The organism is Geodermatophilus sp. SYSU D00703, from assembly GCF_054050155.1.
The window spans coordinates 46,120-67,676 of sequence record NZ_JBJGYU010000015.1; the positions used below are offsets into that span (position 1 = coordinate 46,120).

Genomic DNA, 21,557 nt, shown 5'->3' on the forward strand with positions numbered 1-21,557 from the left:
CGCGCCCTCCTCCTCCGGTCAGGCGTTCGCGGGGGCCCGCTGGTCGAGGCCGCGGGCCGCGCGGACGACGTCGACGACCTGGCCCATGATGTCGGTGAGGCCGACGTCCTTAGGGGTGAAGACCCGGGCGACCCCCTGCTCGCGCAGCCGGCGGGCGTCGCTGTCCGGGATGATCCCGCCGACCACCACCGGGACGTCGTCCAGCCCGGCCTCCCGCAGCCCCCGCAGCACGGCCGGGACCACCTGCAGGTGGGAGCCCGACAGCACCGACAGCCCGACCACGTCGACGTCCTCCTCGACGGCGGCGGAGACGATCTGCGCCGGGGTCAGCCGGATGCCCTGGTAGACGACCTCGAATCCGGCGTCCCGGGCGCGGACGGCGATCTGCTCGGCGCCGTTCGAGTGCCCGTCCAGGCCCGGCTTGCCGACGAGGAACCGCAGCCGGCCGCCCAGCTCCTCCCCCGTGGCCCGGACCCGCTCCCGGACGTCGGCCAGCGTCGTGTCCCCCGCACCGCCGGGAGCCGCGGCGACGCCGGTGGGCGCCCGGTACTCGCCGAAGACCTCGCGCAGCACCCCGGCCCACTCCCCCGTGGTCACGCCGGCGCGGGCGCACTCGAGGCTGGCGGCCATGAGGTTCTCGTCGGTCCCGGCGGCCGCGCGCAACCGGTCGAGCGCCCGGCGCACCGGCTCCGGATCGCGCTCGGCGCGCCACCTGCGCACCGACTCGCACGCCGCGGCCTCCACCGCCGGGTCGACCACCTGGACGGCGGCGTCGAGGTCGGCGAGCAGCGGGTTGGGCTCGGTGGTCTCGAACCGGTTGACGCCGACGACGACGTCCTCCCCGCGCTCGATCCGGCGGCGCCGCTCGGCCAGCGACGCGACCAGCCGCCCCTTCATGTAGCCGGACTCGACCGCGGCCACCGCGCCGCCCACCTCCGCGACCCGGGCCATCTCCTCCCGGGCGCCCCCGACGAGCTCGGCGACCTTCGCCTCGACGACCACCGACCCGGTGAACAGGTCCTCGTACTCGAGCAGATCGGTCTCGTAGGCGAGCACCTGCTGCAGCCGCAGCGACCACTGCTGGTCCCAGGGGCGGGGCAGGCCGAGCGCCTCGTTCCACGCCGGGAGCTGCACGGCCCGGGCGCGCGCGTCGCGGGACAGGGTGACCGCGAGCATCTCCAGCACGATCCGCTGGACGTTGTTCTCCGGCTGGGCCTCGGTCAGCCCCAGCGAGTTGACCTGGACGCCGTAGCGGAACCGCCGGTGCCTCGGGTCCCGGACGCCGTAGCGCTGCTCGGTCAGCTCGTCCCAGAGCTGCGTGAAGGCGCGCATCTTGCACATCTCCTCGACGAAGCGGACGCCCGCGTTGACGAAGAAGGAGATGCGGGCGACCACCTCGCCGAAGCGCTCCGGCGGCACCTGCCCGGAGTCGCGCACCGAGTCCAGGACGGCGATGGCCGTGGACAGCGCGTAGGCGATCTCCTGCACCGGCGTCGCACCGGCCTCCTGCAGGTGGTAGCTGCAGATGTTGATCGGGTTCCACCTCGGCATCGCCGTCACGGTGTGGGCGACCACGTCGGTGACCAGCCGCATCGACGGTCCGGGCGGGAAGACGTAGGTCCCCCGCGACAGGTACTCCTTGATGATGTCGTTCTGCGTCGTCCCGGCCAGCGTCGCCAGGACTGCGTCCGGATCCGAGCCCCTGCGCTCCGCCTGTTCCTGGGCCACCACCTGGTAGAGGGCCAGCAGCCACATCGCCGTGGCGTTGATCGTCATCGACGTGTTCATCTCGTCGAGCGGGATGCCGTCGAAGAGCGCCCGCACGTCGCCGAGGTGGGTGATCGGCACGCCGACCTTGCCGACCTCACCCACCGACAGGTCGTCGTCGGGGTCGTAGCCGGTCTGCGTCGGCAGGTCGAAGGCGACCGACAACCCGGTCTGCCCCTTCGCCAGGTTCCGCCGGTACAGGGCGTTGGACTCGGCCGGGGACGAGTGGCCGGCGTAGGTCCGCATGACCCAGGGACGGTCCCGGTCCTGCGGCGTGTGCGGGAACGGCATGCCCGCGGAGTCTAGGGCCTGTTACTCGTCAGTAGCGCGGCCTCGGGCGGGGTCCCCGGTGGCACACTCGCAGGGGCACGCGAGGAGGGCGACATGCCGATCGGGGCGGGGAGCAGCCTGCACTACCTGGTCGGGCCGACCATCGCCTTCGCCGTCCTGGCCCTGCTGGCGCTCTTCCTGCGCTGGGCCTTCGGTTCCGACGAGCGCCGCCGCCCGCCGTCCGACGACGGCCTGCTGACCCGCATCGCCACGCTCTCCCACCGGGAGTCGGCGCTGGCGCTGCGGGCGGTCCTGTCCGACGCGGGCATCCGCTCCACCATCCGCTTCCCCGCACCGCACCGCGCCGAGGTGCTCGTCTTCCCGGAGGACGCCGACCGGGCTCGGGCGCTGGCCACCTCGTTCCCCGGTTCCTGAGGTCGAGCCCCGACCGGGTCGCTGCGGACGGCCCTCGTGCAGGGGCCCGGGCCGAGCGGAGCGAGATCCGGGGGCACGGGGGTGCTTCCTCAGTCGGCGCGCTGTAGCCGCTCGATCTCCACTCCCAGGCCGCGCAGCTGCTGCACGAAGTCGGGGTAACCACGGTCGACGTGGTGCACGTCCTGCACCTCCGTGACGCCGTCGGAGACCAGCCCGGCGAGCACCAGCCCGGCGCCGGCGCGGATGTCGGTGGCCAGCACCGGCGCGCTGGACAGCCGCTCCCGCCCCCGGACGACGGCGTGGTGCCCGTCGATGCGCACCGAGGCGCCCAGCCGCACGAGCTCGTTGACGAACATGAACCGGCCCTCGAAGACGTTCTCGGTGATGAGGGCCGTGCCCGTGGAGACCGCCGCCAGCGCGACCGCCATCGGCTGCAGGTCGGTCGGGAACCCCGGGTAGGGCAGCGTGACGACGTCCACCCCGCGCGGCCGGTCGGCCATGGCGACGCGCAGGCCCTCGGGCAGCACCTCGACCTGCGCGCCGGCGTCGGTGAGCTTGTCGAGGGCCACGGTCAGGTGCTCGGCGACCCCCCGCTCGATGACGACGTCCCCACGGGTCATGACCGCGCCGATCGCCCACGTGCCCGCGACGATCCGGTCGGGCACGGTCGTGTAGGTGACCGGTTTGAGCTCGGGGACGCCGTCCACGGTGATCGTCGAGGTACCGGCCCCGTCGATGGTGGCGCCCATCGCGGTGAGCATGGCGCAGAGGTCGACGATCTCCGGCTCGCGGGCGGCGTTGTCGATGACGGTGGTGCCCTCGGCGAGCACGGCGGCCATCACGAGGTTCTCCGTCGCGCCCACCGACGGGAAGTCCAGCCAGATCGAGGTGCCGGTCAGCCGCGGCGCTGTGGCGACGAGGAAGCCGTGCTCGCTCTCGATCGTCGCGCCCAGCCGCTCGAGGCCGGAGATGTGCATGTCGAGGCCGCGCGAGCCGATCGCGTCGCCACCGGGCAGTGCCACCCGGGCCGATCCGCACCGCGCCACGAGCGGCCCCAGCACGCTGATCGAGGCGCGCATCTTGCGCACCAGGTCGTAGTCGGTCTCCGTGCCGGGCGCGTCCGGGACGTCGACCACCACCCGGCCCCCGCCGCCGTGCTCGTGGCGCTCGTAGCTGACGTCGCAGCCGAGACGGCGCAGCACCTCGCTCATGATCGCGACGTCGAGGATGTCGGGGACCTCGTCGATCGCGGTCCGGCCGGACGCGAGCAGCGCGGCGGCCATCAGCTTGAGGGCGCTGTTCTTGGCGCCGGTGACGCGCACCCGTCCGGTCAGGGCCGTGCCGCCGTGCACCTCGAAGCACTCCACCGCACCACCCTACGGTGGCCCCGGTGCAGGGTCCCGAGGCGAGGGGGAGGACCCCGTCCTCCTCGTCCCTCGCACGCTCGGGACGGGGCCGGGGGCAGCGGGGTCCTTCTCCTAGGCTGGCCGCATGACCGTCCGGCTGACCCGCATCTACACGAAGACCGGTGACGCCGGGCAGACCCACCTCGGCGACATGAGCCGGGTGGCGAAGACCGATCCCCGGCTGGCCGCCTACGCCGACGTCGACGAGGCGAACAGCGTGCTCGGCGTCGCGCTCGCCCTCGGCTCCCCCGAGCCGGAGTTCGCCGCCCTGCTGCGCAGCGTGCAGAACGACCTGTTCGACGTCGGCGCCGACCTCTCCACGCCGATCACCCCCGATCCGCAGTTCCCGCCGCTGCGGGTCACCGCGTCCTACACCGAGCGGCTGGAGGCGGCGTGCGACACCCACAACGCGACGCTGGCCAAGCTGACCAGCTTCATCCTCCCCGGCGGCACCCCCCTGGCCGCGCTGCTGCACCAGGCGCGGGTCGTCGTCCGCCGCGCCGAGCGCAGCGTGTGGGCCCTGCTGGCCGCCGACGCCGACCGCACCAACCCCGAGACCGCGCGCTACCTGAACCGGCTGTCGGACCTGCTGTTCATCCTCGCCCGGGTGGCCAACCCCGGAGGGGACGTGCTGTGGGAGCCGGGCGCGCACAGCGGCGCGCACGCCCAGCGCGCCGCCACCCCGCAGGCGCCGCTTCCCGAGTAGTAGGACCCCTCCTCCGCGCTCCCCGCACGCTCGGAGCGGTGCCCCGGAGGGGGCCGCTCAGCGGACAGGGGGCGCGGACTCCACCCAGGACAGGAAGCCGGTCACGGTCGCCGGGTCCATGGCCAGCTCGCGGGGTCCGGCGGCGGTGGCGCAGGACAGGACGACGACGTCCGGGGGCAGCGCGACGTCCTCGGGGGTGGCCCGGCGCCGCCCCTCGACCTGGAACTCCGCGCGGCACAGCCGCTGCTGGGGGCGCGGCGACAGTGACAGCGCGCGGTACCAGAGCAGCGCGTCGCCGCCGTACCAGGCCACGCCGACCGACCAGCGGGTCGACCCGGTCGGCCGCAGCCACATGGTGACCGCGCCGAGGCCGGACAGGACGAAGCGCCGGCGCAGCAGGAACGCGACGACGAGCCCGACGACGAGCGCGACGGCCAGGACGATGAGTGCGGTCGTCATCCTGACAGCCCGCGCATCGTCGAACGGTCCCGCCGGGGCTCAGGCGTCCTGTCCGGCGGCCCGCAGCCGGGACTGGGCGCGGCGGGCGGCGGCCACGGCCTCGGGTTCGTCACCGGCGTCCTGGGCGCGGCGCAGCGCCTCGCGGGCCCGCTCGACGTCGATCTCGGAGGAGATCTCCGCCGTCTCGGCCAGGATCGAGACCCCCCGGTCGGTGACCGAGAGGAAGCCACCGTGGGCCGCCACGACGAGGTCCTCGCCCTGGGCGGTGCGGATCGTCACGACACCGCCCTCGGCGAGCTGGCCCAGCAGCGGTGCGTGCCCGGGCAGGACGCCCAGCTCACCCTCCGTGGTGCGGGCGATGACCATGTTGGCCTCGCCGGACCAGATCCGCCGCTCGACGGCCACCAACTCGACCTGCAGGGTCGCCACGACACTCCTCGGGGTCCACCGACGGGCGGTGCGGGGTCGCCGGTCCGGGGAGGACACGACGACGGGTCAGGGCCCACTGTATCGGCCGCGTGTCGCGGGACCGGCGGGCGATCCCCGCCCAGCCCCCCTCCACGGTCCCGCCGCGAGCCTGCGAGCGGTGGGGGCGGGGGGTCCTTCCTCAAGCGGCCCGGCGGTAGAGCAGCGTCCACCGGCCGACCCGCAGCCACGGGTGCCGCACGGTCGACGCCGGGGCCCAGCGCTCGGTGGCGTACTGCTGGAGGCCGGCGTACGGGAGACCTGCGGAGGGCGGCCAACTCCAGTCGGCGCCGTCCCACCTGGTCCCCGTCGTCGCGTCCACGGTCTTCTCCCGTACGCCGCCCGGCCACTCCGGGCGTCCCGTCCTGGTTGATCGGCACCCAGCATCCCGCGCTTGAGCGGGGCGCCGCGAGGCCTTTCGTCACGTGGTGAGCCAGGTACCCGGACACCGGCCCCCGAGAAACACGGAACGGCCGGGCCCCGAGGGGACCCGGCCGTCGCGCGGTGCTGGAACGGCCACCCCTGGGGGGTCCGCGCCGAGGTACGAGGCGTGGGGGAAGGGTGGTCCTCTTACTTCTTCAGCTTGTCGGCGTTGCGCTCGAGGTCCTCGAGACCACCGCACATGAAGAAGGCCTGCTCGGGCACGTGGTCGTACTCGCCGTCGGTGATCGCCTTGAACGCCTGCAGCGTCTCCGCCAGCGGGACGAAGGAGCCCGGCTGCCCGGTGAACGCCTCGGCGACGAACATGTTCTGCGAGAGGAACCGCTCGACGCGCCGGGCCCGGTTGACCGTGACCTTGTCCTCCTCGGAGAGCTCGTCGATGCCGAGGATGGCGATGATGTCCTGCAGCTCCTGGTAGCGCTGCAGCACCTGCTTCACCGTCTGGGCGATCGCGTAGTGCTCCTGGCCGACGTACTGCGGGTCGAGGATCCGGCTGGTGGAGTCCAGCGGGTCCACGGCCGGGTAGATGCCCTTCTCCGAGATCGGCCGGGAGAGCACCGTCGTCGCGTCGAGGTGGGCGAAGGTGGTGTGCGGCGCCGGGTCGGTGATGTCGTCGGCGGGCACGTAGATCGCCTGCATCGAGGTGATGGAGTGGCCGCGGGTCGAGGTGATCCGCTCCTGCAGCTCGCCCATCTCGTCGGCCAGGGTCGGCTGGTACCCAACGGCGGAGGGCATGCGGCCCAGCAGCGTGGAGACCTCGGAGCCGGCCTGGGTGAACCGGAAGATGTTGTCGATGAAGAGCAGCACGTCCTGGTTCTGCTCGTCGCGGAAGTACTCCGCCATCGTCAGCGCCGACAGCGCGACCCGCAGCCGGGTGCCCGGCGGCTCGTCCATCTGGCCGAACACCAGGGCGGTCGAGTCGATGACGCCGGACTCGGTCATCTCGGTGATGAGGTCGTTGCCCTCACGGGTGCGCTCGCCGACGCCGGCGAACACCGACACGCCACCGAACTCCTGGGCGACCCGGCGGATCATCTCCTGGATGAGCACCGTCTTGCCCACGCCGGCGCCACCGAACAGCCCGATCTTCCCGCCGGCCACGTACGGGGTCAGCAGGTCGATGACCTTGATGCCGGTCTCCAGCATCTCCGTGCGGCCCTCGAGCTGGTCGAACCGCGGCGCGTGCCGGTGGATCGTCCAGCGCGGGGAGTCGGTGCCGTAGCCCGGGGTGTCCAGGCACTCGCCGAGGGCGTTCCACACGTGTCCCGTGGTCGCGTCACCGACGGGCACCGAGATCGCGGAGCCGGTGTCGAGGACCTCGGCGCCGCGGACGAGGCCGTCGGTCGGCTGCATGGAGATGGTGCGGACCACGTTGTCGCCCAGGTGCTGGGCGACCTCGAGGGTCAGCGTCTTGCCCAGGTCGGCGAGGGTGACCTCCACCTTCAGGGCGTTGAACAGGTCGGGCATCGCGTCGCGCGGGAACTCGACGTCGACGACCGGCCCGGTGACCCGGACGACGCGGCCGGTCGTCTGGGTGGTCGGACGGTCCTCGGTGACGGTCATCTGTACTGCTCTCCTGCCCTCGGGCTCGGTGTGGTCCGCGTCTTCTGGCTCCCCGCTGCGCGGGGAGGGGTCAGTCGTCGGCGTTGGCCGACACGAGCGCGTCGGCGCCGCCGACGATCTCGCTGATCTCCTGGGTGATCTCCGCCTGGCGGGCCTGGTTCGCCTGCCGGGCCAGGTTCTTCGCCAGCTCCTCGGCGTTGTCCGACGCCGACTTCATCGCCCGCCGCCGGGACGCCGACTCGGAGGCCGCGGCCTCGAGCATGGACGCGTAGATGCGGGCGTTGACGTACTTCGGCAGGAGGGCGTCGAGCAGGACGTCGGCCGAGGGCTCGAACTCGTACGAGGTCGGCACCCCGCTGTCGCCGCCGGTGCGACCGGCCTCGCGGTCCTCCCGCTCGTAGTCGAACTCCTCGACCTCCTCGACCTCCAGCGGGGCCATCCGCTTGGCGACGGGGACCTGCGAGAGCAGCGAGCGGAACTCGGTGTAGACGATGTGCAGCTCGTCCACCCCGAGGACCCCGTCGGCCCCGGCGCCGGACTCGTCGTCGTCCTCACCGGCGGTGAAGGCGTCGATGAGCACCTCACCGACCCGCTGGGCGTCGACGTAGTTCGGCTGCTCCGAGAAGCCGGTGAAGGTGTCGGCCATCTGGCGGTTGCGGAAGGAGTAGTACGTCTCCCCCTTCCGGCCCACCACGTAGAGGACCGGCTCCTTGCCCTCCTGGCGCAGCAGCGAGAGCAGCTCCTCGGTGCGGCGCAGCACGTTCACGTTGTACGAGCCGGCGAACCCGCGGTCGGAGGTGATCACGAGGACCGCCGCACGGCGCGGGTTCTGCCGCTCGGTGAGCAGCGGGTGGTCCAGGGACGCCGAGGACGCCAGCGCCGAGAGCACCCGGGTGATCTCCCGGGCGTACGGCTTGGAGGCCTCCACCCGGGCCTGGGCGCGCACGATGCGGGCGCCGGCGATCAGCTCCTGCGCCGAGAAGATCTTCTTCGTCGACTGCGTGGAGCGGATCCGGCGCCGCAGCGCGCGGAGGTTGCCGGCCACGGTCAGGCGCTCCGCTTGACCTGGACGCGCTCCTGGCCGCGCTCGGACGCGTCCATGGCCTCGGCCTCGGGCTCGTTGAGCAGGGTCCCGCCCTCGGAGGTCTGGAACTGGCCGTAGAACTCCTCGACCGCGCCCTCGAGGCTGCGGACGGCGTCGTCGCCGAGCGCCCGGGACTGCCGGATCTCGTCGTAGATGCCGTTGTTGCCGCGGCCGATGTAGTCGAGGAACTCGGACTCGAAGCGACGGACCTCCGGGACCGGCACCCGGTCGAGCTTGCCCGTGGTGCCCAGCCAGATGGAGACGACCTCGCGCTCCACCGGGTACGGCTGGTACTGGCCCTGCTTGAGCAGCTCGACCAGGCGCTGGCCGCGCTCGAGCGTCGCCCGGCTGGAGGCGTCGAGGTCCGAGGAGAACGAGGCGAACGCCTCGAGCTCGCGGTACTGGGCCAGGTCCAGCCGCAGGCGGCCGGCGACGGACTTCATCGCCTTGATCTGCGCCGAACCACCGACGCGGGACACCGAGATGCCGACGTTGATGGCCGGGCGGACGCCGGAGTTGAACAGACCCGTCTCGAGGAAGATCTGCCCGTCGGTGATGGAGATGACGTTGGTCGGGATGTACGCCGACACGTCGTTGCCCTTGGTCTCGATCAGGGGCAGCCCCGTCATCGAGCCGGCGCCCATCTCGTCGGACAGCTTGGCGCAGCGCTCCAGCAGCCGGGAGTGGAGGTAGAAGACGTCGCCCGGGTAGGCCTCACGACCCGGCGGACGGCGCAGCAGCAGCGAGACCGCGCGGTAGGCCTCGGCCTGCTTGGAGAGGTCGTCGAAGACGATGAGGACGTGCTTGCCCTCGTACATCCAGTGCTGGCCGATGGCCGAGCCGGTGTAGGGGGCGATGTACTTGAAGCCCGCGGCCTCCGACGCGGGGGCGGCGACGATGGTCGTGTACTCCATCGCGCCCGCCTCCTCGAGGGCGGAGCGGATGGAGGCGATCGTCGAGCCCTTCTGGCCGACCGCCACGTAGATGCAGCGCACCTGCTGCGTCGGGTCGCCGGTCGCCCAGTTCTGCTTCTGGTTGATGATCGCATCGATCGCGATCGCGGTCTTGCCGGTCTGCCGGTCGCCGATGATCAGCTGGCGCTGACCGCGGCCGATCGGGGTCATCGCGTCGATGGCCTTGATGCCGGTCTGCAGCGGCTCGTGCACCGACTTGCGCTGGACGACGGTCGGGGCCTGCAGCTCCAGCGCCCGGCGCCCGGTGGTGGCGATCGGGCCAGCACCGTCGATCGGGTTGCCCAGCGGGTCGACGACGCGGCCGAGGTAGCCGTCGCCGACCGGGACGGAGAGCACCTCGCCGGTGCGGCGGACCTGCTGGCCCTCCTCGATGCCGGAGAAGTCACCCAAGATGACGACGCCGACCTCGCGCACGTCCAGGTTCAGGGCCAGGCCGCGGACGCCGCTCTCGAACTCGAGCAGCTCGTTGGTCATGACCGAGGGCAGCCCCTCGACCCGGGCGATGCCGTCACCGGCCTCGGTGACGATCCCGACCTCCTCCCGGGAGACGTCGGGGGTGAACTCCGTGACGTAGTTCTGGATGGCACTGCGGATCTCGTCTGCGGAGATCGTCAGCTCGGCCATGGGGCTCTCGTCCTCTTCCCTGCTGGGGTCGTGTCTGACTGCTGGACTGGGGCTCGGGTGCGCGGGGCGGCCGGCGTCAGCCGACCAGCCGCCGCCCGGCGGCCTCGAGACGGTGGGCGACGCTGCCGTCGATGACCTCGTCACCGACGCGGATGACCAGGCCGCCGAGGACCGCGGGGTCCACGGTCACCTGCAGCCCGATGGCCCGGCCGTAGAGACGGCTGAGCACGTCGGTCAGCCGGCGTTCCTGCGCCGGCGTGAGCGCCACGGCGGTGGTCACCCGCGCGACCGAGCGGCCGCGGCGGCGGGAGGCCGCCTCGGAGAGTCGCTCGACGACGTTCTCGGCAGAACCGACGGAGCGGCCGGTCAGCTGGTTCCGCAGCAGCAGCGCGGTGACCGGGCTGACCCGGCCGGAGACCAGCCGGTCCAGCAGTGCCGTCTTCCCGGCGGCCGGGGCGGCGCGGTCGCTGAGGATGCGGGAGAGCTCCGGGTCCCCGGCGACGATCCGCCCGAACCGGAACAGCTCGTCCTCGACCCCGTCGAGCTCACCGCGGGCCGCGGCGGCGTCCAGCGCGGCCTCGGTGGCCAGCGTCTCGGTCGCCTCGACCAGGTCCAGCGGGCGCGACCAGCGGAGGCGGGCCTCCGTCTCGACCAGGTCGACCGCGGCCTCCGACACCCGGCCGGCCAGCACCCGGCGGGCCAGGCCGGCCCGGTCGGCCGGCTTGGCCGACGGGTCCGACAGCGCCCGGCGCAGCGCGACCTGGTCGTCGAGCAGGCGGGCGACCGCGAACAGCTCGTCGGCCAGGCTCAGCAGCGCCGTGCCTGCCGCGCCACTGGAACGCATCTCGAGGCGCTCGCGCGCCTGCGCGAGCGCCGCCCGGCTGGAGGCGTCCATCAGCGGTTGCCGTCCGGGGCGTACACCGAGGCGCCGCTGCGGCCGTCCGGCGAACCGGCGGCCATGCCGTCGAGCTGGTCGAGGAACCGGTCGACGGTGCCGCTGCGCCGCGCCTGGTCCTCGAGGGACTCGCCGACGACGCGGCCGGCGAGCTCGACCGCGAGGACACCGATGTGGCCGCGCAGCTCGTTGACCACCTGCTGGCGGGAGGCGGCCAGCTGCTCCTCGCCGCGGGCGAGGATCCGCGCCGACTCCTGCTGGGCCTGGGTGCGCAGCTCCTCGAGGATCTGCTGCCCCTCCGCCCGGGCCTGGTCGCGGATCTGGGCCGCCTCGGTACGGGCCTCGGCCAGCTGGGCGCGGTACTGGTCCAGCGCCGCCTTGGCCTCCGCCTGCATCGTCTCGGCCCGCTCGATGCCGCCCTCGATGGCCTCCCGGCGAGCCCGGAAGACCTGCTCGAAGCGGGGGGCGACGTACTTCGCGAAGACGAAGAAGACGATCCCGAACGCGATCAGCCCGATGATGATCTCGCCCCACGGCGGGATCAGCGGGTTGTGCGCCTCCGCAGCCTGCACGTTCATGTCTGTGTCCCTACGTCAGATGGGTCCGACCTGGAGGGAACGGGTCAGCCGGCGTTGCCGGGCCCGAAGATGAAGGGGACGACCAGGCCGATCAGCGCGAGCGCCTCGGAGAGGGCGGCACCGAGGAAGGCGTAGGTGCGGGTCAGGCCGGCGGACTCGGGCTGACGGGCCGTGGCCTGGATGTACGCGGCCCAGACGATGCCGACGCCGATACCCGGGCCGATCGCGGCGAGGCCGTAGCCGACCGAACCGATGCTGCCGACGAGCTCTGCCATGACGTCCATGCGGGGTGGTTCCTCCTGTGTCGGTCGCCCGGGCCTCCCGGGCGGCTGGCTTTGGGGGGTGGTGCGGTCAGTGAGCCGGCTCGACGGCGCCGTTGAGGTAGGTCGCCGTCAGCACGGTGAAGACGTACGCCTGGAGCACGATCACCAGGAGCTCGAAGAACGTCATGATCACGGCCATGACGAACGAGGCGGCCCCGAAGAGCGGCATGATGCCGCCCGCGGTGAACAGGTAGACCGCGCCCAGGGAGAAGACGACGAGCAGCATGTGGCCGGCGAACATGTTCGCGAAGAGCCGCACGGCCAGGGTGAACGGCCGGATGACGAACACCTGGAGCAGCTCGATCGGCGTGACCAGGATGAGCGCGCCGATCGGCACGCCCGGCGGGATCGCGGCGTCCTTGAAGTACCGGCCGAAGCCCTGCTCGCGGATGCCGACCCAGTTGTAGAGCACCCAGACGATCACCGCGAGGACCAGCGGGAAGGCGAACTTCGACATCGGCGAGATCTGCGCGAACGGGATGATGCTCATCGCGTTGTTCGCGAGGATGAAGAAGAACAGCGACGCGAGGAACGGCGCGAACGGCAGGCCCTTGGGGCCGATGACGTCACGGGCCATGCCGTCGCGGACGAGGGAGTAGCCGCTCTCGCCGAGCCACTGCAGCTTGCCCGGCACGATCGAGGGCTTGCGGACCGACGCGACCAGCAGCGCGAGGATCGCGGCGGTGGCGATCCAGAGGAGGATCGTGATGCGGGTGATCTCGAAGTCGATCCCCAGGAGGGAGAACGAGGCGAGGGGCTCCGGGTAGAACTCCTCGATCGTCGGAGCCTGGAAGCCGCCTTCCTCACCACCTTCGGCGGCGGCGAGCACGTCGACGAGCGCGAGGGCGCTGGAGGTCACCGTTGTCCCTTCTGCGTCCTGGTCGGGCTGCGTCGCCCGCCCCGGGTGGAGCCGGTGCGCCGGGCCTCCTCGGGCGAGGGCACGGCGCCGTACTTGACGACCACCAGGTAGATGGCCACCGTGAGGCCGAGGAGAACGCCGATCAGGGCGACGAAGCGCGTGCCCCACCAGCGGTCGAGCAACAGCCCGGCCCCGCCCCACACGATGATCCCGGAGAGCATGGTCCCGGTGATCCCCCAGCCGATGTCGGCCCCGCTGGGCTGACGGTCGGCAGGCGTTGCAGGTCGGGGTCGAGAACCCCCGCGAGAGGAGCTGTCCTCGGCCATCGCTGCGGACACTATCAGCCGCGTGTCGCGGGCCTCTCCGGCGGACTGGGAGATCCCCCGGACGTGGGCGGCGCGGGGGGTTGGACGTAGTAGATGCGCCGGGTCCAGACCCACCGCTGCTGGACGACGCTCCACAGCAGCGCACCGGCGATGACCGTCCACGCCAGGGTGCGCCGGTCGATGGGGCCGTCGGCCGGCAGGGACTCCAGCACCACGGCCAGGACCAGCACCTTCACGAAGAACGAGCCCAGCGCGGCGGGGAGCGTGAAGGCGTCGCCGTGACGACCGGCCCAGGCGATGACCAGGCCGGACGCGGCGAAGAACGCGGTCACCACGATCGCCCCGACCAGCACCGCGAGGGCGTCGTCCGCACCGCCGAGGAGCGCCGCGAGCGGAGCGGCGACGGCGGTGAGGCCGGCGGTGACCAGCCCGCCGACGCGGAGGAAGGAGAGGTCCCAGGGGATCTCCCGCTGGGGTGTGGCCTGCGTCATCTGACTCCCTGCCCGGCTCCGGCCGCCCGCGGGGACGGCTCGGCGTCCTGGTCCGGGAACCGGCCGGGCGTGCTCGAGGCGGCGCGGAGGGCCCGCGCCGTGGGGTGGTCGGCGCGACTGCGCTCGCGCTGCGCGGCGAGCTCGGCGGCCCGCGCCTCCCGCGCGGCCCGGCGGGCCCGCGGGCTGAGGACGACGACGACGCCGACGACCAGCAGGACGCCGATCGCGACCAGCAGCTCGGCCGTGCCGCCGGTGATGGACAGCGTCACCGCGCCGAAGGACAGCAGCGCCGCCCAGAAGTACATGACCAGCACCGCGCGCCGGTGCGAGTGGCCGATGGCCAGCAGCCGGTGGTGCAGGTGCATCTTGTCCGGTGAGAACGGCGACTGCCCGCGCCGCGTGCGGCGGATCACGGCCATCACCAGGTCGATGAAGGGGATGGAGAGCACCGCCACCGGGACCAGCAGGGGCAGGGCCAGCGGCAGCAGGCTCGCCGCGGAGTCGAACGACTGCGGGTCCACCCGGCCGGTCGCCGAGACCGCCGCCGCCGAGAGCATCAGCCCGACCAGCATCGAGCCCGAGTCGCCCATGAAGATGCGCGCCGGGCTGAAGTTGTGCGGCAGGAACCCGAGGCAGGCACCGGCGAGCACCGCGGTGATCAGCGCCGGGGCGCTCGCGACCTCGTCGTAGCCGACCAGGGCGAGGTTGTAGCTGTAGGCGAAGAAGGCCAGCGCGGCGACCGCCGAGACGCCCGCCGCGAGGCCGTCGAGGCCGTCGATGAAGTTGAGCGCGTTGACCGTGAGGACGGTCAGCAGGATGGTCAGCGGGACGCCGATGTCAGGGCCGAGGGAGAGCGTCCCGATGTCGGCGACGGGCAGGAACACGAATGCCAACTGGACGCCGAGCAGGACCATGACGCCGGCCGCCGCGATCTGGCCGGTGAGCTTGGTCAACGCGTCGAGCCCGAACTTGTCGTCGAGGACGCCGAGGGCGCAGATGAGCCCGCCCGCGACCAGCACCGCCGCGGTCTGGGAGTCCTCGAAGGTGCGCTGCAGCGCCGGCAGCCGCGTGGCGACCAGGATCGCCGCGGCCACGCCGAGGTACATCGCCACGCCGCCGCCGCGGGGGGTGGGGATGACGTGCACGTCGCGCTCGCGCGGGGCGGCCATCATGCGCAGCCGGACCGCCGCCATCCGCACCACCGGGGTGGCCAGGAAGGTGACCAGCCCGGCGGTGAGCAGGACGACGACGTACTCGCGCATGGGTCAGGCCGGACCGGGAGGGGCGCCAGCCGCACGGCCCTCCGCCCGGCCGGTGGCCCAGGAGGGGGTGCTCATGGCGGCAGGACTCCCGGCGGGGTCGGCGACGGACGGTGCTCCCACGGTATCCCTCCGGACGGCCGTCCAGCCCGACGGCACGTCCCGCCGCGCCCGGCCCCCTCCCGGGTCCCGCCCCCAGCCTGCGAGGGGTGGGGAGGAGGGGGTCCCTCCGTTCAGTCCGTGAGCTCGGGCACGACCTCGCGGAGCCGGTCGACGGGGACCGCGCCGATGCGCAGCACCCGCGGGGTGGGACCGGTGCAGTCGACGATCGTGCTGGCGGCCGTGGAGTTCCGCGGCCCGCCGTCGAGGACCACCGCGGCGTGCACGCCCAACTGCGCGATCGCCTGCTCGGCGGTCGTGGCGGCCGGCCGGCCCGAGCGGTTGGCGCTGGAGACCGCCAGCGGCCCGGTGCGCCGCAGCAGGTCGCGGGCGACGTCGTCGTCCGGGAGGCGGACGGCCACGGTGCCCTCGGCGTCCCCCAGGTCCCAGGCCAGGGAGGGCGCGTGCTCGACCACGAGGGTCAGCCCACCCGGCCAGAACGCCTCGGCCAGCCGCGTGGCGACGTCCGGCACGCGGTTCGTGAGCCCGGCGAGGGTGGACGCCTCCCCGATCAGGACGGGCACGGGCATCGTCCGGCCGCGGTTCTTCGCCGCCAGCAGGCTGGTGACCGCCGCCGGCGTGAACGCGTCGGCCGCGACGCCGTAGACGGTGTCGGTCGGCAGCAGCACCAGGTCACCGGCGCCGATCGCCGTCACCGCGGCGTCCAGGCCGGCCGCTCGGGCCTCGGGGTCGGTGCAGTCGTAGACGTCGGCCACGGGACCGGAGTGTGTCATCCCGGCCCGTCGGTCATCCCACCGTGCGGCAGGCGATGGTGTACCGGGGGCGGCCGGCCAGGTCGGCGTGGTCGCGGACGTCGGTGAAGCCGCCGTGCGCGCGGACGAGCGCGGGCAGCGCGCTCCCCTGCTGGTCGGCGTGCTCGATGCCGAGCCACCCCCCGGGGCGCAGCAGCCGGGCGGCGGTCCGGAGGAGGCCGCGGACGACGTCCAGCCCGTCGGGGCCGCCCCACAGCGCCAGCGGCGGGTCGTGGTCGGCGACCTCGGGGGGCACGCGGGCGTCGTCCGGGACGTACGGCGGGTTGGAGACGACGAGGTCGACCGTGCCGTCGAGGGGGGTGAGCAAACCCGGGTCGGTCATGTCCCCGGCCAGCACCTCCACCGGGGTGTCCCCCGCGGCGGCCCGGGCGGCGGCGTTGTGGCGGGTCCACTCGATGGCACCGGCGTCCCGCTCGACGGCGGTGACGCGGGCGCCGGGGTGCTCGTGCGCGATCGACAGCGCGACGGCGCCGGAGCCGCTGCCCAGGTCGACGACTACGGGAGCGGGGGTCCCGGCCAGGCGGCCCAGGGCCCACTCGACGAGCTGTTCGGTCTCCGGCCTCGGCACGAAGACCCCGGGTCCGACGGCGAGTTCCAGGTGCCGGAACGGCGCCCGCCCGGTGAGGTGCTGCAGCGGCACGCGGGAGGCCCGCTGGTCGAGCAGGTCGGCGAAGCGCCGGTCCGCGTCGGCGGGGACGTCGCCGAGGGTGAGCAGGCCGGTGCGGGTCACGCCCAGGACGTGCGCCAGCAGCAGCTCGGCGTCCACCCGCGGCGACGCCACGCCGGCGTCGGCCAGCCGGCGCGCGGCGTCGGCCAGCAGGGTGCTGCACCTCACGACGAACTCCTCCTACGCGCCGGCCGCCAGCAGCTCGGCGGTGTGCGCGCGGGTGAGCGCGTCGATGACCGGGTCGAGCTCACCGTCGAGCACCTGGTCGAGGTTGTGCGCCTTGAAGCCGACCCGGTGGTCGCTGATCCGGCTCTCCGGGAAGTTGTAGGTGCGCACCCGCTCGCTGCGGTCGACGGTGCGCACCTGGCTGCGCCGCTGGTCGCTGGCCGCGGCGGCGGCCTCCTCGCGGGCGGCGGCGAGCAGCCGCGAGCGCAGGATGCGCAGCGCGGACTCCCGGTTCTGCAGCTGGCTCTTCTCGTTCTGGCAGCTGACCACGATGCCGGTGGGCAGGTGGGTGATCCGGACGGCGGAGTCCGTGGTGTTCACGCTCTGCCCGCCCGGGCCGCTGGACCGGAAGACGTCGATGCGCAGGTCGTTCGGGTCGACGGTGACGTCGACCTCCTCGGCCTCGGGCAGCACGAGGACGCCCGCGGCGGAGGTGTGGATGCGGCCCTGGCTCTCGGTCACCGGCACCCGCTGGACGCGGTGCACGCCGCCCTCGAACTTCAGCCGCGACCAGATGCCCTCGTCCGTCCGCGACTTGATGGCGACCGAGACGTCCTTGTAGCCGCCCAGGTCGGCCTCGACGGCGTCGATCACCTCGGCCGACCAGCCCCGCCGCTCGGCGTAGCGCAGGTACATGCGCAGCAGGTCCCCGGCGAACAGCGCCGACTCCGCGCCCCCCTCCCCCGCCTTGATCTCGAGGATGACGTCCTTGTCGTCGTCGGGGTCCTTGGGCAGCAGCAGCTCGCGCAGCCGGTCCTCCAGCTCGGGGATCCGCTGCTCCATCGCCTCGGCCTCGGCGCGGAACGACGGGTCCTCGGCGGCGAGCTCCCGCGCGGCGGCGAGGTCGTCACGGACGGCGTCCAGGGCGCGCTTGGTCTCGACCAGCGGGGCCAGTTGCGCGTAGCGCCGGCCGAGCCGGCGGGCGCGGGCGGCGTCGGCGTGGACGGCGGGGTCGGCGAGCTCGATCTCCAGCGCGGCGTGCTCGGCCAGCAGCCCGGTCAGGCGGTCCGGCGCGGCCTCGGTGGGGCTGCTCAACGGGGCACCTCTCTCGGGAAGGGGCTCAGGCGGACACGACGACGGCGCCCGCCCCACGAGAGTGGGACGGGCGCCGTCGGGGGGACTACTTGCCGGCGGTGGCGTTGCGCTTGCCGAACCGCTTCTCGAAGCGGGCGACGCGGCCGCCGGTGTCCAGGATCCGCTGCTTGCCCGTGTAGAACGGGTGGCAGGCGGAGCAGGTCTCGACGGTCAGCTGGCCACCGGGGGCCGTGCTGCGGGTGGTGAAGGTGTTCCCGCAACCACAGGTCACCGTGGTGGTGTGGTAGTCGGGGTGGATTCCGGGCTTCATCTCGCCTCTTCCGGGGTCTGTGCCGTACTGGTCTGTCGAACGCCGGCGGCCGGCCGGTCATTCCGGCCGCGCAGCGGGGCTCAGTCGCTCAGTATCCCTGATGCGCGAGCCCCGCCCGCCGCGAGGTGCTGGAACGGCCCCCGTCCAGGGCCCCGCCCTGAGCGTGCGAAGGGTGGGGAGGACGGGGGTCCTTCTAGTCGCGCTCGGGGCCGAGGGTCGTCTTCTGGATCTGCATGAGGAACTCGATGTTGTTCCGCGTCTTCTTGAGCTTGTCGATCAGCAGCTCGAGGGCCTGCTGGGGCTCCAGCGCGGCGAGCACCCGGCGCAGCTTGATGACGATGGCCAGCTCGTCGGGCGACATGAGGATCTCCTCCTTGCGCGTGCCCGACGCGTTGACGTCGACGGCCGGGAAGACCCGCTTGTCCGCCAGCCGGCGGTCGAGCTTGATCTCCGCGTTACCGGTTCCCTTGAACTCCTCGAAGATGACCGTGTCCATCGTGGAGCCGGTCTCGACCAGCGCCGAGGCGATGATGGTCAGCGAGCCGCCGTTCTCGATGTTGCGGGCGGCGCCGAGGAAGCGCTTGGGCGGGTAGAGCGCCGTGGAGTCGACACCGCCGGAGAGGATGCGCCCGCTGGCGGGGGCCGCCAGGTTGTAGGCGCGGCCCAGGCGGGTGATCGAGTCCAGCAGGACGACGACGTCGTGGCCCATCTCGACCAGGCGCTTGGCCCGCTCGATGGACAGCTCGGCGACCGTGGTGTGGTCCGACGGCGGCCGGTCGAAGGTCGAGGCGATGACCTCGCCCTTCACCGAGCGCTGCATGTCGGTGACCTCCTCGGGCCGCTCGTCGACGAGGACGACCATGAGGTGGCACTCGGGGTTGTTGGCGGTGATCGCGTTGGCGATCGCCTGCAGCACCATCGTCTTGCCGGCCTTCGGCGGGCTGACGATCAGCGCGCGCTGGCCCTTGCCGATCGGCATGACCAGGTCGATGACCCGGGTGGTCAGCTGGTGCGGCTCGGTCTCCAGCCGCAGCCGCTGCTGCGGGTAGAGCGGGGTCAGCTTGGTGAACTCCGGACGCTGCCGCGCCTGCTCGGGCTCGAGACCGTTGACCGTGTCCAGCCGGACCAGCGCGTTGTACTTGTCCTTGCGCTCGCCCTCGCGCGGCTGCCGGACGGCGCCGGTGATGGCGTCGCCGCGGCGCAGGCCGTAGCGGCGCACCTGCGACAGGGACACGTAGACGTCGTTCGGGCCGGTCAGGTAGCCCGACGTCCGGACGAAGGCGTAGTTGTCCAGGACGTCGAGGATGCCGGCCACCGGCAGCAGGACGTCGTCCTCGCTGATCGTGGGCTCGTTCTGCTCGAACCGGTCGCGGCCGTTGCTGCGGCGGTTGCGGTCCCGGTAGCGGCGCCCGCGGCGGCCGCGGCCGCCCTCGAAGTCGTCGTCGTCCTCGTCGTTGCGGCTGTCGGCGCGGTTGTCGTCGCCCCGGCCACGGCTGTCGTTCCGGTTGTCCGGCCGGCCGCCCCGCTCGCCGCGCTCGGGACCGCGGTTGCCGTCCCGGTCGCCGCGGTTGCGGTCGCCGTCGCGGGTGCCGCGCTCGGCGCGGTCGCCGTCGCGGGTGCCGCGCTCGGCACGGTCGCCGGCGTCGCGGGCGCCGTCCCGCTCGGTGCGGTCGCCGCGGTTGCGGCCACCGCGGTCGCGGTTGCGCTGCGGACGGTCGCCGTCGGTCCGGTCACCGTCGGTGCGCTCGCTGTCGGTGCGGTCGCCCTCGGTCTTCTCACGAGCCGGGGAAGGAGCCGCGGTCGTGTCGGCGGCGGGTGCCTCGACGCGCGGCTCGGGGGTGGCGGTCGTGGTCTCGCCGGCCGGGGCGGCGGTCTCGGCCGCCGGGGCGCCGGCCGGCCGGCTCGCCGCGCGGCGGCGCCGCGGCGCGGCCTCGGCGGGCGCCTCGGCCGGTGCGGTCACCGGGCCGCTGTTCGCGCCGCCGCTGACGGGGGCCTCGAGCGGCGCGGCCGTGGTGGCGGGGCCGGAGTCGGCGCCGCGGGCCTCGGCGCGCGGCGCGGGCGCCGCAGCCGGGGTCTCGGAGCCGCCGACCTGGCGGGCGGAGATGGCGGCGACCAGGTCGCCCTTGCGCATCCGGCCGGTGCCGGAGATGCCGAGCTCGGCCGCCAGCCGCTGCAACTCGGGCAGCAGCATGCCGGACAGCCCGCTGCCGCGGCGACGGCTGCGTCCCGTCGTCCCAGAAGCGGCAGGTGCCTCGTCCGTACCCGCGTTCTGCTGCGGGGTGACGAGGTCGGTGGTCTCGCTCACGTACAGGTCCTTCCCTGCGGAGACCTGCGCCTACCAGCGCAGGGGGTGACCCGGTCCCCCTCCGCCTGTCTCAGGACAGCGAGGAGAACGGGATCGAGTGGGTGCGAGGCGGAATCTGCGGCGACGGAATCGAATCGTCTGCAACGCCCCGCGCGAGGCTCGCCCTACTGGGCGGCTACGCCGTGAGCCTAAACCGCGCTCACGGCCACGACAACACCGTCGGGCGCCGGTGTGTTCCTCGTTACCGAGACGATACCTGAGGCTGACCTGCGGTCACGCGGGCACCCGACCGGTCGACCTCGAGCGGGAGCACGGTCCACCCCGGAGGAGTGAGATCGGCCACGTCCGCGTCGGCCGCCGCCCCGCGGGCGAGCACGAGGACCGTCGGTCCGGCCCCGGAGACGACGGCAGCGTGGCCGGCGGAGCGCAATCGGTCCACCAGGTCGATCGACGCGGGCATCGCCGCCGCCCGCTGCCGCTGGTGGAGGCGGTCCTCGGTCGCGTCGAACAGCAGCGCCGGCGCCGTCGTCAGCGCGTGCACCAGCAGCGCGGCGCGGCCGGCGCAGAACGCCGCGTCGGCGTGCGGGACGGCGTCGGGCAGCAGCCCGCGCGCCACGTGCGTCGACAGCGTCGCGTCCGGCACGAACAGCACCGGGACGACGTCGGGGTGCACCTCGAGCCGCTCGGCGCGCGCCCCCGTCGCGGTCATCCACGACAGCGTCGCCCCACCCAGCACGCAGGCGGCCACGTTGTCCGGGTGCCCCTCCAGCTCGGTGGCCAGCCGCAGCACGGCGGCGTCGTCCACCGCGTCGACCTCGGGACACAGCGCCCACGCACCCAGCACCCCGGCCACGACCGCCGCCGCCGAGGAACCCATCCCCCGCCCCTGCGGGATGCCGTTGTCGGCGGTGACCCGCAGGCCCGGCGGCGTCCAGCCCAGCTCGTCGCAGGCCGCGCGGAAGGCGCGGACGACCAGGTGCGACTCGTCGGTGGGCAGCTCGCCGGCCCCGACGCCGGTGACCTCGACGGTCAGCCCGGCCCGCTCGACGGCGAACTCCAGGACGTCGTGACGGGCCAGCGCGAGGCCGGCGCAGTCGAACGCGGGGCCGAGGTTGGCGCTGGTCGCGGGCACGCGGACGCGCACCCCGCCCTGCGGGG

23 protein-coding genes are annotated in these 21,557 nt (G+C 73.5%); 2 read left to right on the forward strand and 21 right to left on the reverse strand.

Annotated features, from left to right (window positions below):
• Positions 1–18: 18 nt before the first annotated feature.
• Positions 19–2,058 carry a protein meaA gene (locus ACI782_RS15395; RefSeq protein ID WP_456910676.1) on the reverse strand — a complete coding sequence of 680 codons (2,040 nt, stop codon included), beginning with the start codon at positions 2,056–2,058 and terminating at the stop codon, positions 19–21.
• Between the two features lie 93 nt (positions 2,059–2,151).
• Between ACI782_RS15395 and ACI782_RS15400 the strand changes: the two genes are divergently transcribed.
• Complete coding sequence (locus ACI782_RS15400; protein WP_456910678.1) at positions 2,152–2,472, forward strand: hypothetical protein; 321 nt, start codon at positions 2,152–2,154, stop codon at positions 2,470–2,472.
• 89 nt (positions 2,473–2,561) lie between these two features.
• Here the strand turns inward: ACI782_RS15400 and murA are convergent, their stop codons facing one another.
• Positions 2,562–3,839 (reverse strand): UDP-N-acetylglucosamine 1-carboxyvinyltransferase, encoded by a 1,278-nt coding sequence (gene murA, locus ACI782_RS15405; protein ID WP_456910680.1) that lies wholly within the window; start codon positions 3,837–3,839, stop codon positions 2,562–2,564.
• A 124-nt stretch (positions 3,840–3,963) separates the two neighbouring features.
• On the opposite strand from murA, the gene ACI782_RS15410 reads away from it, so the two are divergent.
• Positions 3,964–4,584 (forward strand): cob(I)yrinic acid a,c-diamide adenosyltransferase, encoded by a 621-nt coding sequence (locus ACI782_RS15410; protein WP_456910682.1) that lies wholly within the window; start codon positions 3,964–3,966, stop codon positions 4,582–4,584.
• Between the two features lie 57 nt (positions 4,585–4,641).
• Here the strand turns inward: ACI782_RS15410 and ACI782_RS15415 are convergent, their stop codons facing one another.
• From ACI782_RS15415 to thrB, 19 genes are all read right to left on the reverse strand, one after another.
• A complete protein-coding gene (locus ACI782_RS15415; RefSeq protein WP_456910684.1) occupies positions 4,642–5,043 on the reverse strand; it encodes a DUF2550 domain-containing protein in 402 nt (133 codons plus the stop codon).
• Between the two features lie 39 nt (positions 5,044–5,082).
• On the reverse strand, positions 5,083–5,472 hold the full coding sequence (locus ACI782_RS15420; RefSeq protein ID WP_456910686.1) for a F0F1 ATP synthase subunit epsilon: 390 nt from the start codon (positions 5,470–5,472) through the stop codon (positions 5,083–5,085).
• A 178-nt stretch (positions 5,473–5,650) separates the two neighbouring features.
• Positions 5,651–5,830, reverse strand: coding sequence for a hypothetical protein (locus ACI782_RS15425; RefSeq protein WP_456910688.1), 180 nt, complete (start codon positions 5,828–5,830; stop codon positions 5,651–5,653).
• A 248-nt stretch (positions 5,831–6,078) separates the two neighbouring features.
• A complete protein-coding gene (atpD, locus tag ACI782_RS15430) occupies positions 6,079–7,512 on the reverse strand; it encodes a F0F1 ATP synthase subunit beta (RefSeq protein ID WP_456910690.1) in 1,434 nt (477 codons plus the stop codon).
• Positions 7,513–7,582: 70 nt separating this feature from the next.
• Positions 7,583–8,557: a F0F1 ATP synthase subunit gamma gene (locus tag ACI782_RS15435; protein WP_456910692.1), complete on the reverse strand. Its 975-nt coding sequence runs from the start codon at positions 8,555–8,557 to the stop codon at positions 7,583–7,585.
• 2 nt (positions 8,558–8,559) lie between these two features.
• Complete coding sequence (gene atpA / locus ACI782_RS15440; RefSeq protein WP_456910694.1) at positions 8,560–10,194, reverse strand: F0F1 ATP synthase subunit alpha; 1,635 nt, start codon at positions 10,192–10,194, stop codon at positions 8,560–8,562.
• Positions 10,195–10,270: 76 nt separating this feature from the next.
• Positions 10,271–11,089 (reverse strand): F0F1 ATP synthase subunit delta, encoded by an 819-nt coding sequence (locus tag ACI782_RS15445; protein ID WP_456910696.1) that lies wholly within the window; start codon positions 11,087–11,089, stop codon positions 10,271–10,273.
• The gene (locus ACI782_RS15450) at positions 11,089–11,667 is read right to left on the reverse strand and encodes a F0F1 ATP synthase subunit B (protein WP_456910698.1); all 579 of its coding nucleotides are present in this window, start codon (positions 11,665–11,667) and stop codon (positions 11,089–11,091) included. Before ACI782_RS15450 ends, ACI782_RS15445 begins: the two co-directional genes overlap by 1 nt.
• 44 nt (positions 11,668–11,711) lie before the next feature.
• Positions 11,712–11,951 carry an ATP synthase F0 subunit C gene (atpE, locus tag ACI782_RS15455; protein ID WP_100498270.1) on the reverse strand — a complete coding sequence of 80 codons (240 nt, stop codon included), beginning with the start codon at positions 11,949–11,951 and terminating at the stop codon, positions 11,712–11,714.
• 67 nt (positions 11,952–12,018) lie between these two features.
• The gene (atpB, locus tag ACI782_RS15460) at positions 12,019–12,849 is read right to left on the reverse strand and encodes a F0F1 ATP synthase subunit A (RefSeq protein ID WP_456910700.1); all 831 of its coding nucleotides are present in this window, start codon (positions 12,847–12,849) and stop codon (positions 12,019–12,021) included.
• Complete coding sequence (locus tag ACI782_RS15465) at positions 12,846–13,070, reverse strand: hypothetical protein (RefSeq protein ID WP_456910702.1); 225 nt, start codon at positions 13,068–13,070, stop codon at positions 12,846–12,848. Before ACI782_RS15465 ends, atpB begins: the two co-directional genes overlap by 4 nt.
• A 119-nt stretch (positions 13,071–13,189) precedes the next feature.
• Positions 13,190–13,666: a hypothetical protein gene (locus ACI782_RS15470; RefSeq protein ID WP_456910704.1), complete on the reverse strand. Its 477-nt coding sequence runs from the start codon at positions 13,664–13,666 to the stop codon at positions 13,190–13,192.
• Positions 13,663–14,928 (reverse strand): glycosyltransferase family 4 protein, encoded by a 1,266-nt coding sequence (locus ACI782_RS15475; protein WP_456910706.1) that lies wholly within the window; start codon positions 14,926–14,928, stop codon positions 13,663–13,665. The genes ACI782_RS15470 and ACI782_RS15475 overlap by 4 nt, the downstream gene beginning before the upstream one ends.
• 230 nt (positions 14,929–15,158) lie before the next feature.
• Positions 15,159–15,800: an L-threonylcarbamoyladenylate synthase gene (locus ACI782_RS15480; RefSeq protein WP_456910708.1), complete on the reverse strand. Its 642-nt coding sequence runs from the start codon at positions 15,798–15,800 to the stop codon at positions 15,159–15,161.
• A gap of 31 nt (positions 15,801–15,831) precedes the next feature.
• Positions 15,832–16,692, reverse strand: a complete 861-nt coding sequence (gene prmC, locus ACI782_RS15485) for a peptide chain release factor N(5)-glutamine methyltransferase (protein ID WP_456910710.1) — start codon at positions 16,690–16,692, stop codon at positions 15,832–15,834.
• A gap of 12 nt (positions 16,693–16,704) precedes the next feature.
• A complete protein-coding gene (gene prfA / locus ACI782_RS15490) occupies positions 16,705–17,784 on the reverse strand; it encodes a peptide chain release factor 1 (protein ID WP_456910712.1) in 1,080 nt (359 codons plus the stop codon).
• Positions 17,785–17,869: 85 nt separating this feature from the next.
• Positions 17,870–18,094 carry a 50S ribosomal protein L31 gene (rpmE, locus tag ACI782_RS15495; protein WP_456910714.1) on the reverse strand — a complete coding sequence of 75 codons (225 nt, stop codon included), beginning with the start codon at positions 18,092–18,094 and terminating at the stop codon, positions 17,870–17,872.
• A 193-nt stretch (positions 18,095–18,287) separates the two neighbouring features.
• Positions 18,288–20,399, reverse strand: a complete 2,112-nt coding sequence (gene rho / locus ACI782_RS15500; RefSeq protein WP_456910716.1) for a transcription termination factor Rho — start codon at positions 20,397–20,399, stop codon at positions 18,288–18,290.
• A gap of 241 nt (positions 20,400–20,640) precedes the next feature.
• Positions 20,641–21,531 carry a homoserine kinase gene (gene thrB, locus ACI782_RS15505; RefSeq protein WP_456910718.1) on the reverse strand — a complete coding sequence of 297 codons (891 nt, stop codon included), beginning with the start codon at positions 21,529–21,531 and terminating at the stop codon, positions 20,641–20,643.
• Between the last annotated feature and the right edge of the window lie 26 nt (positions 21,532–21,557).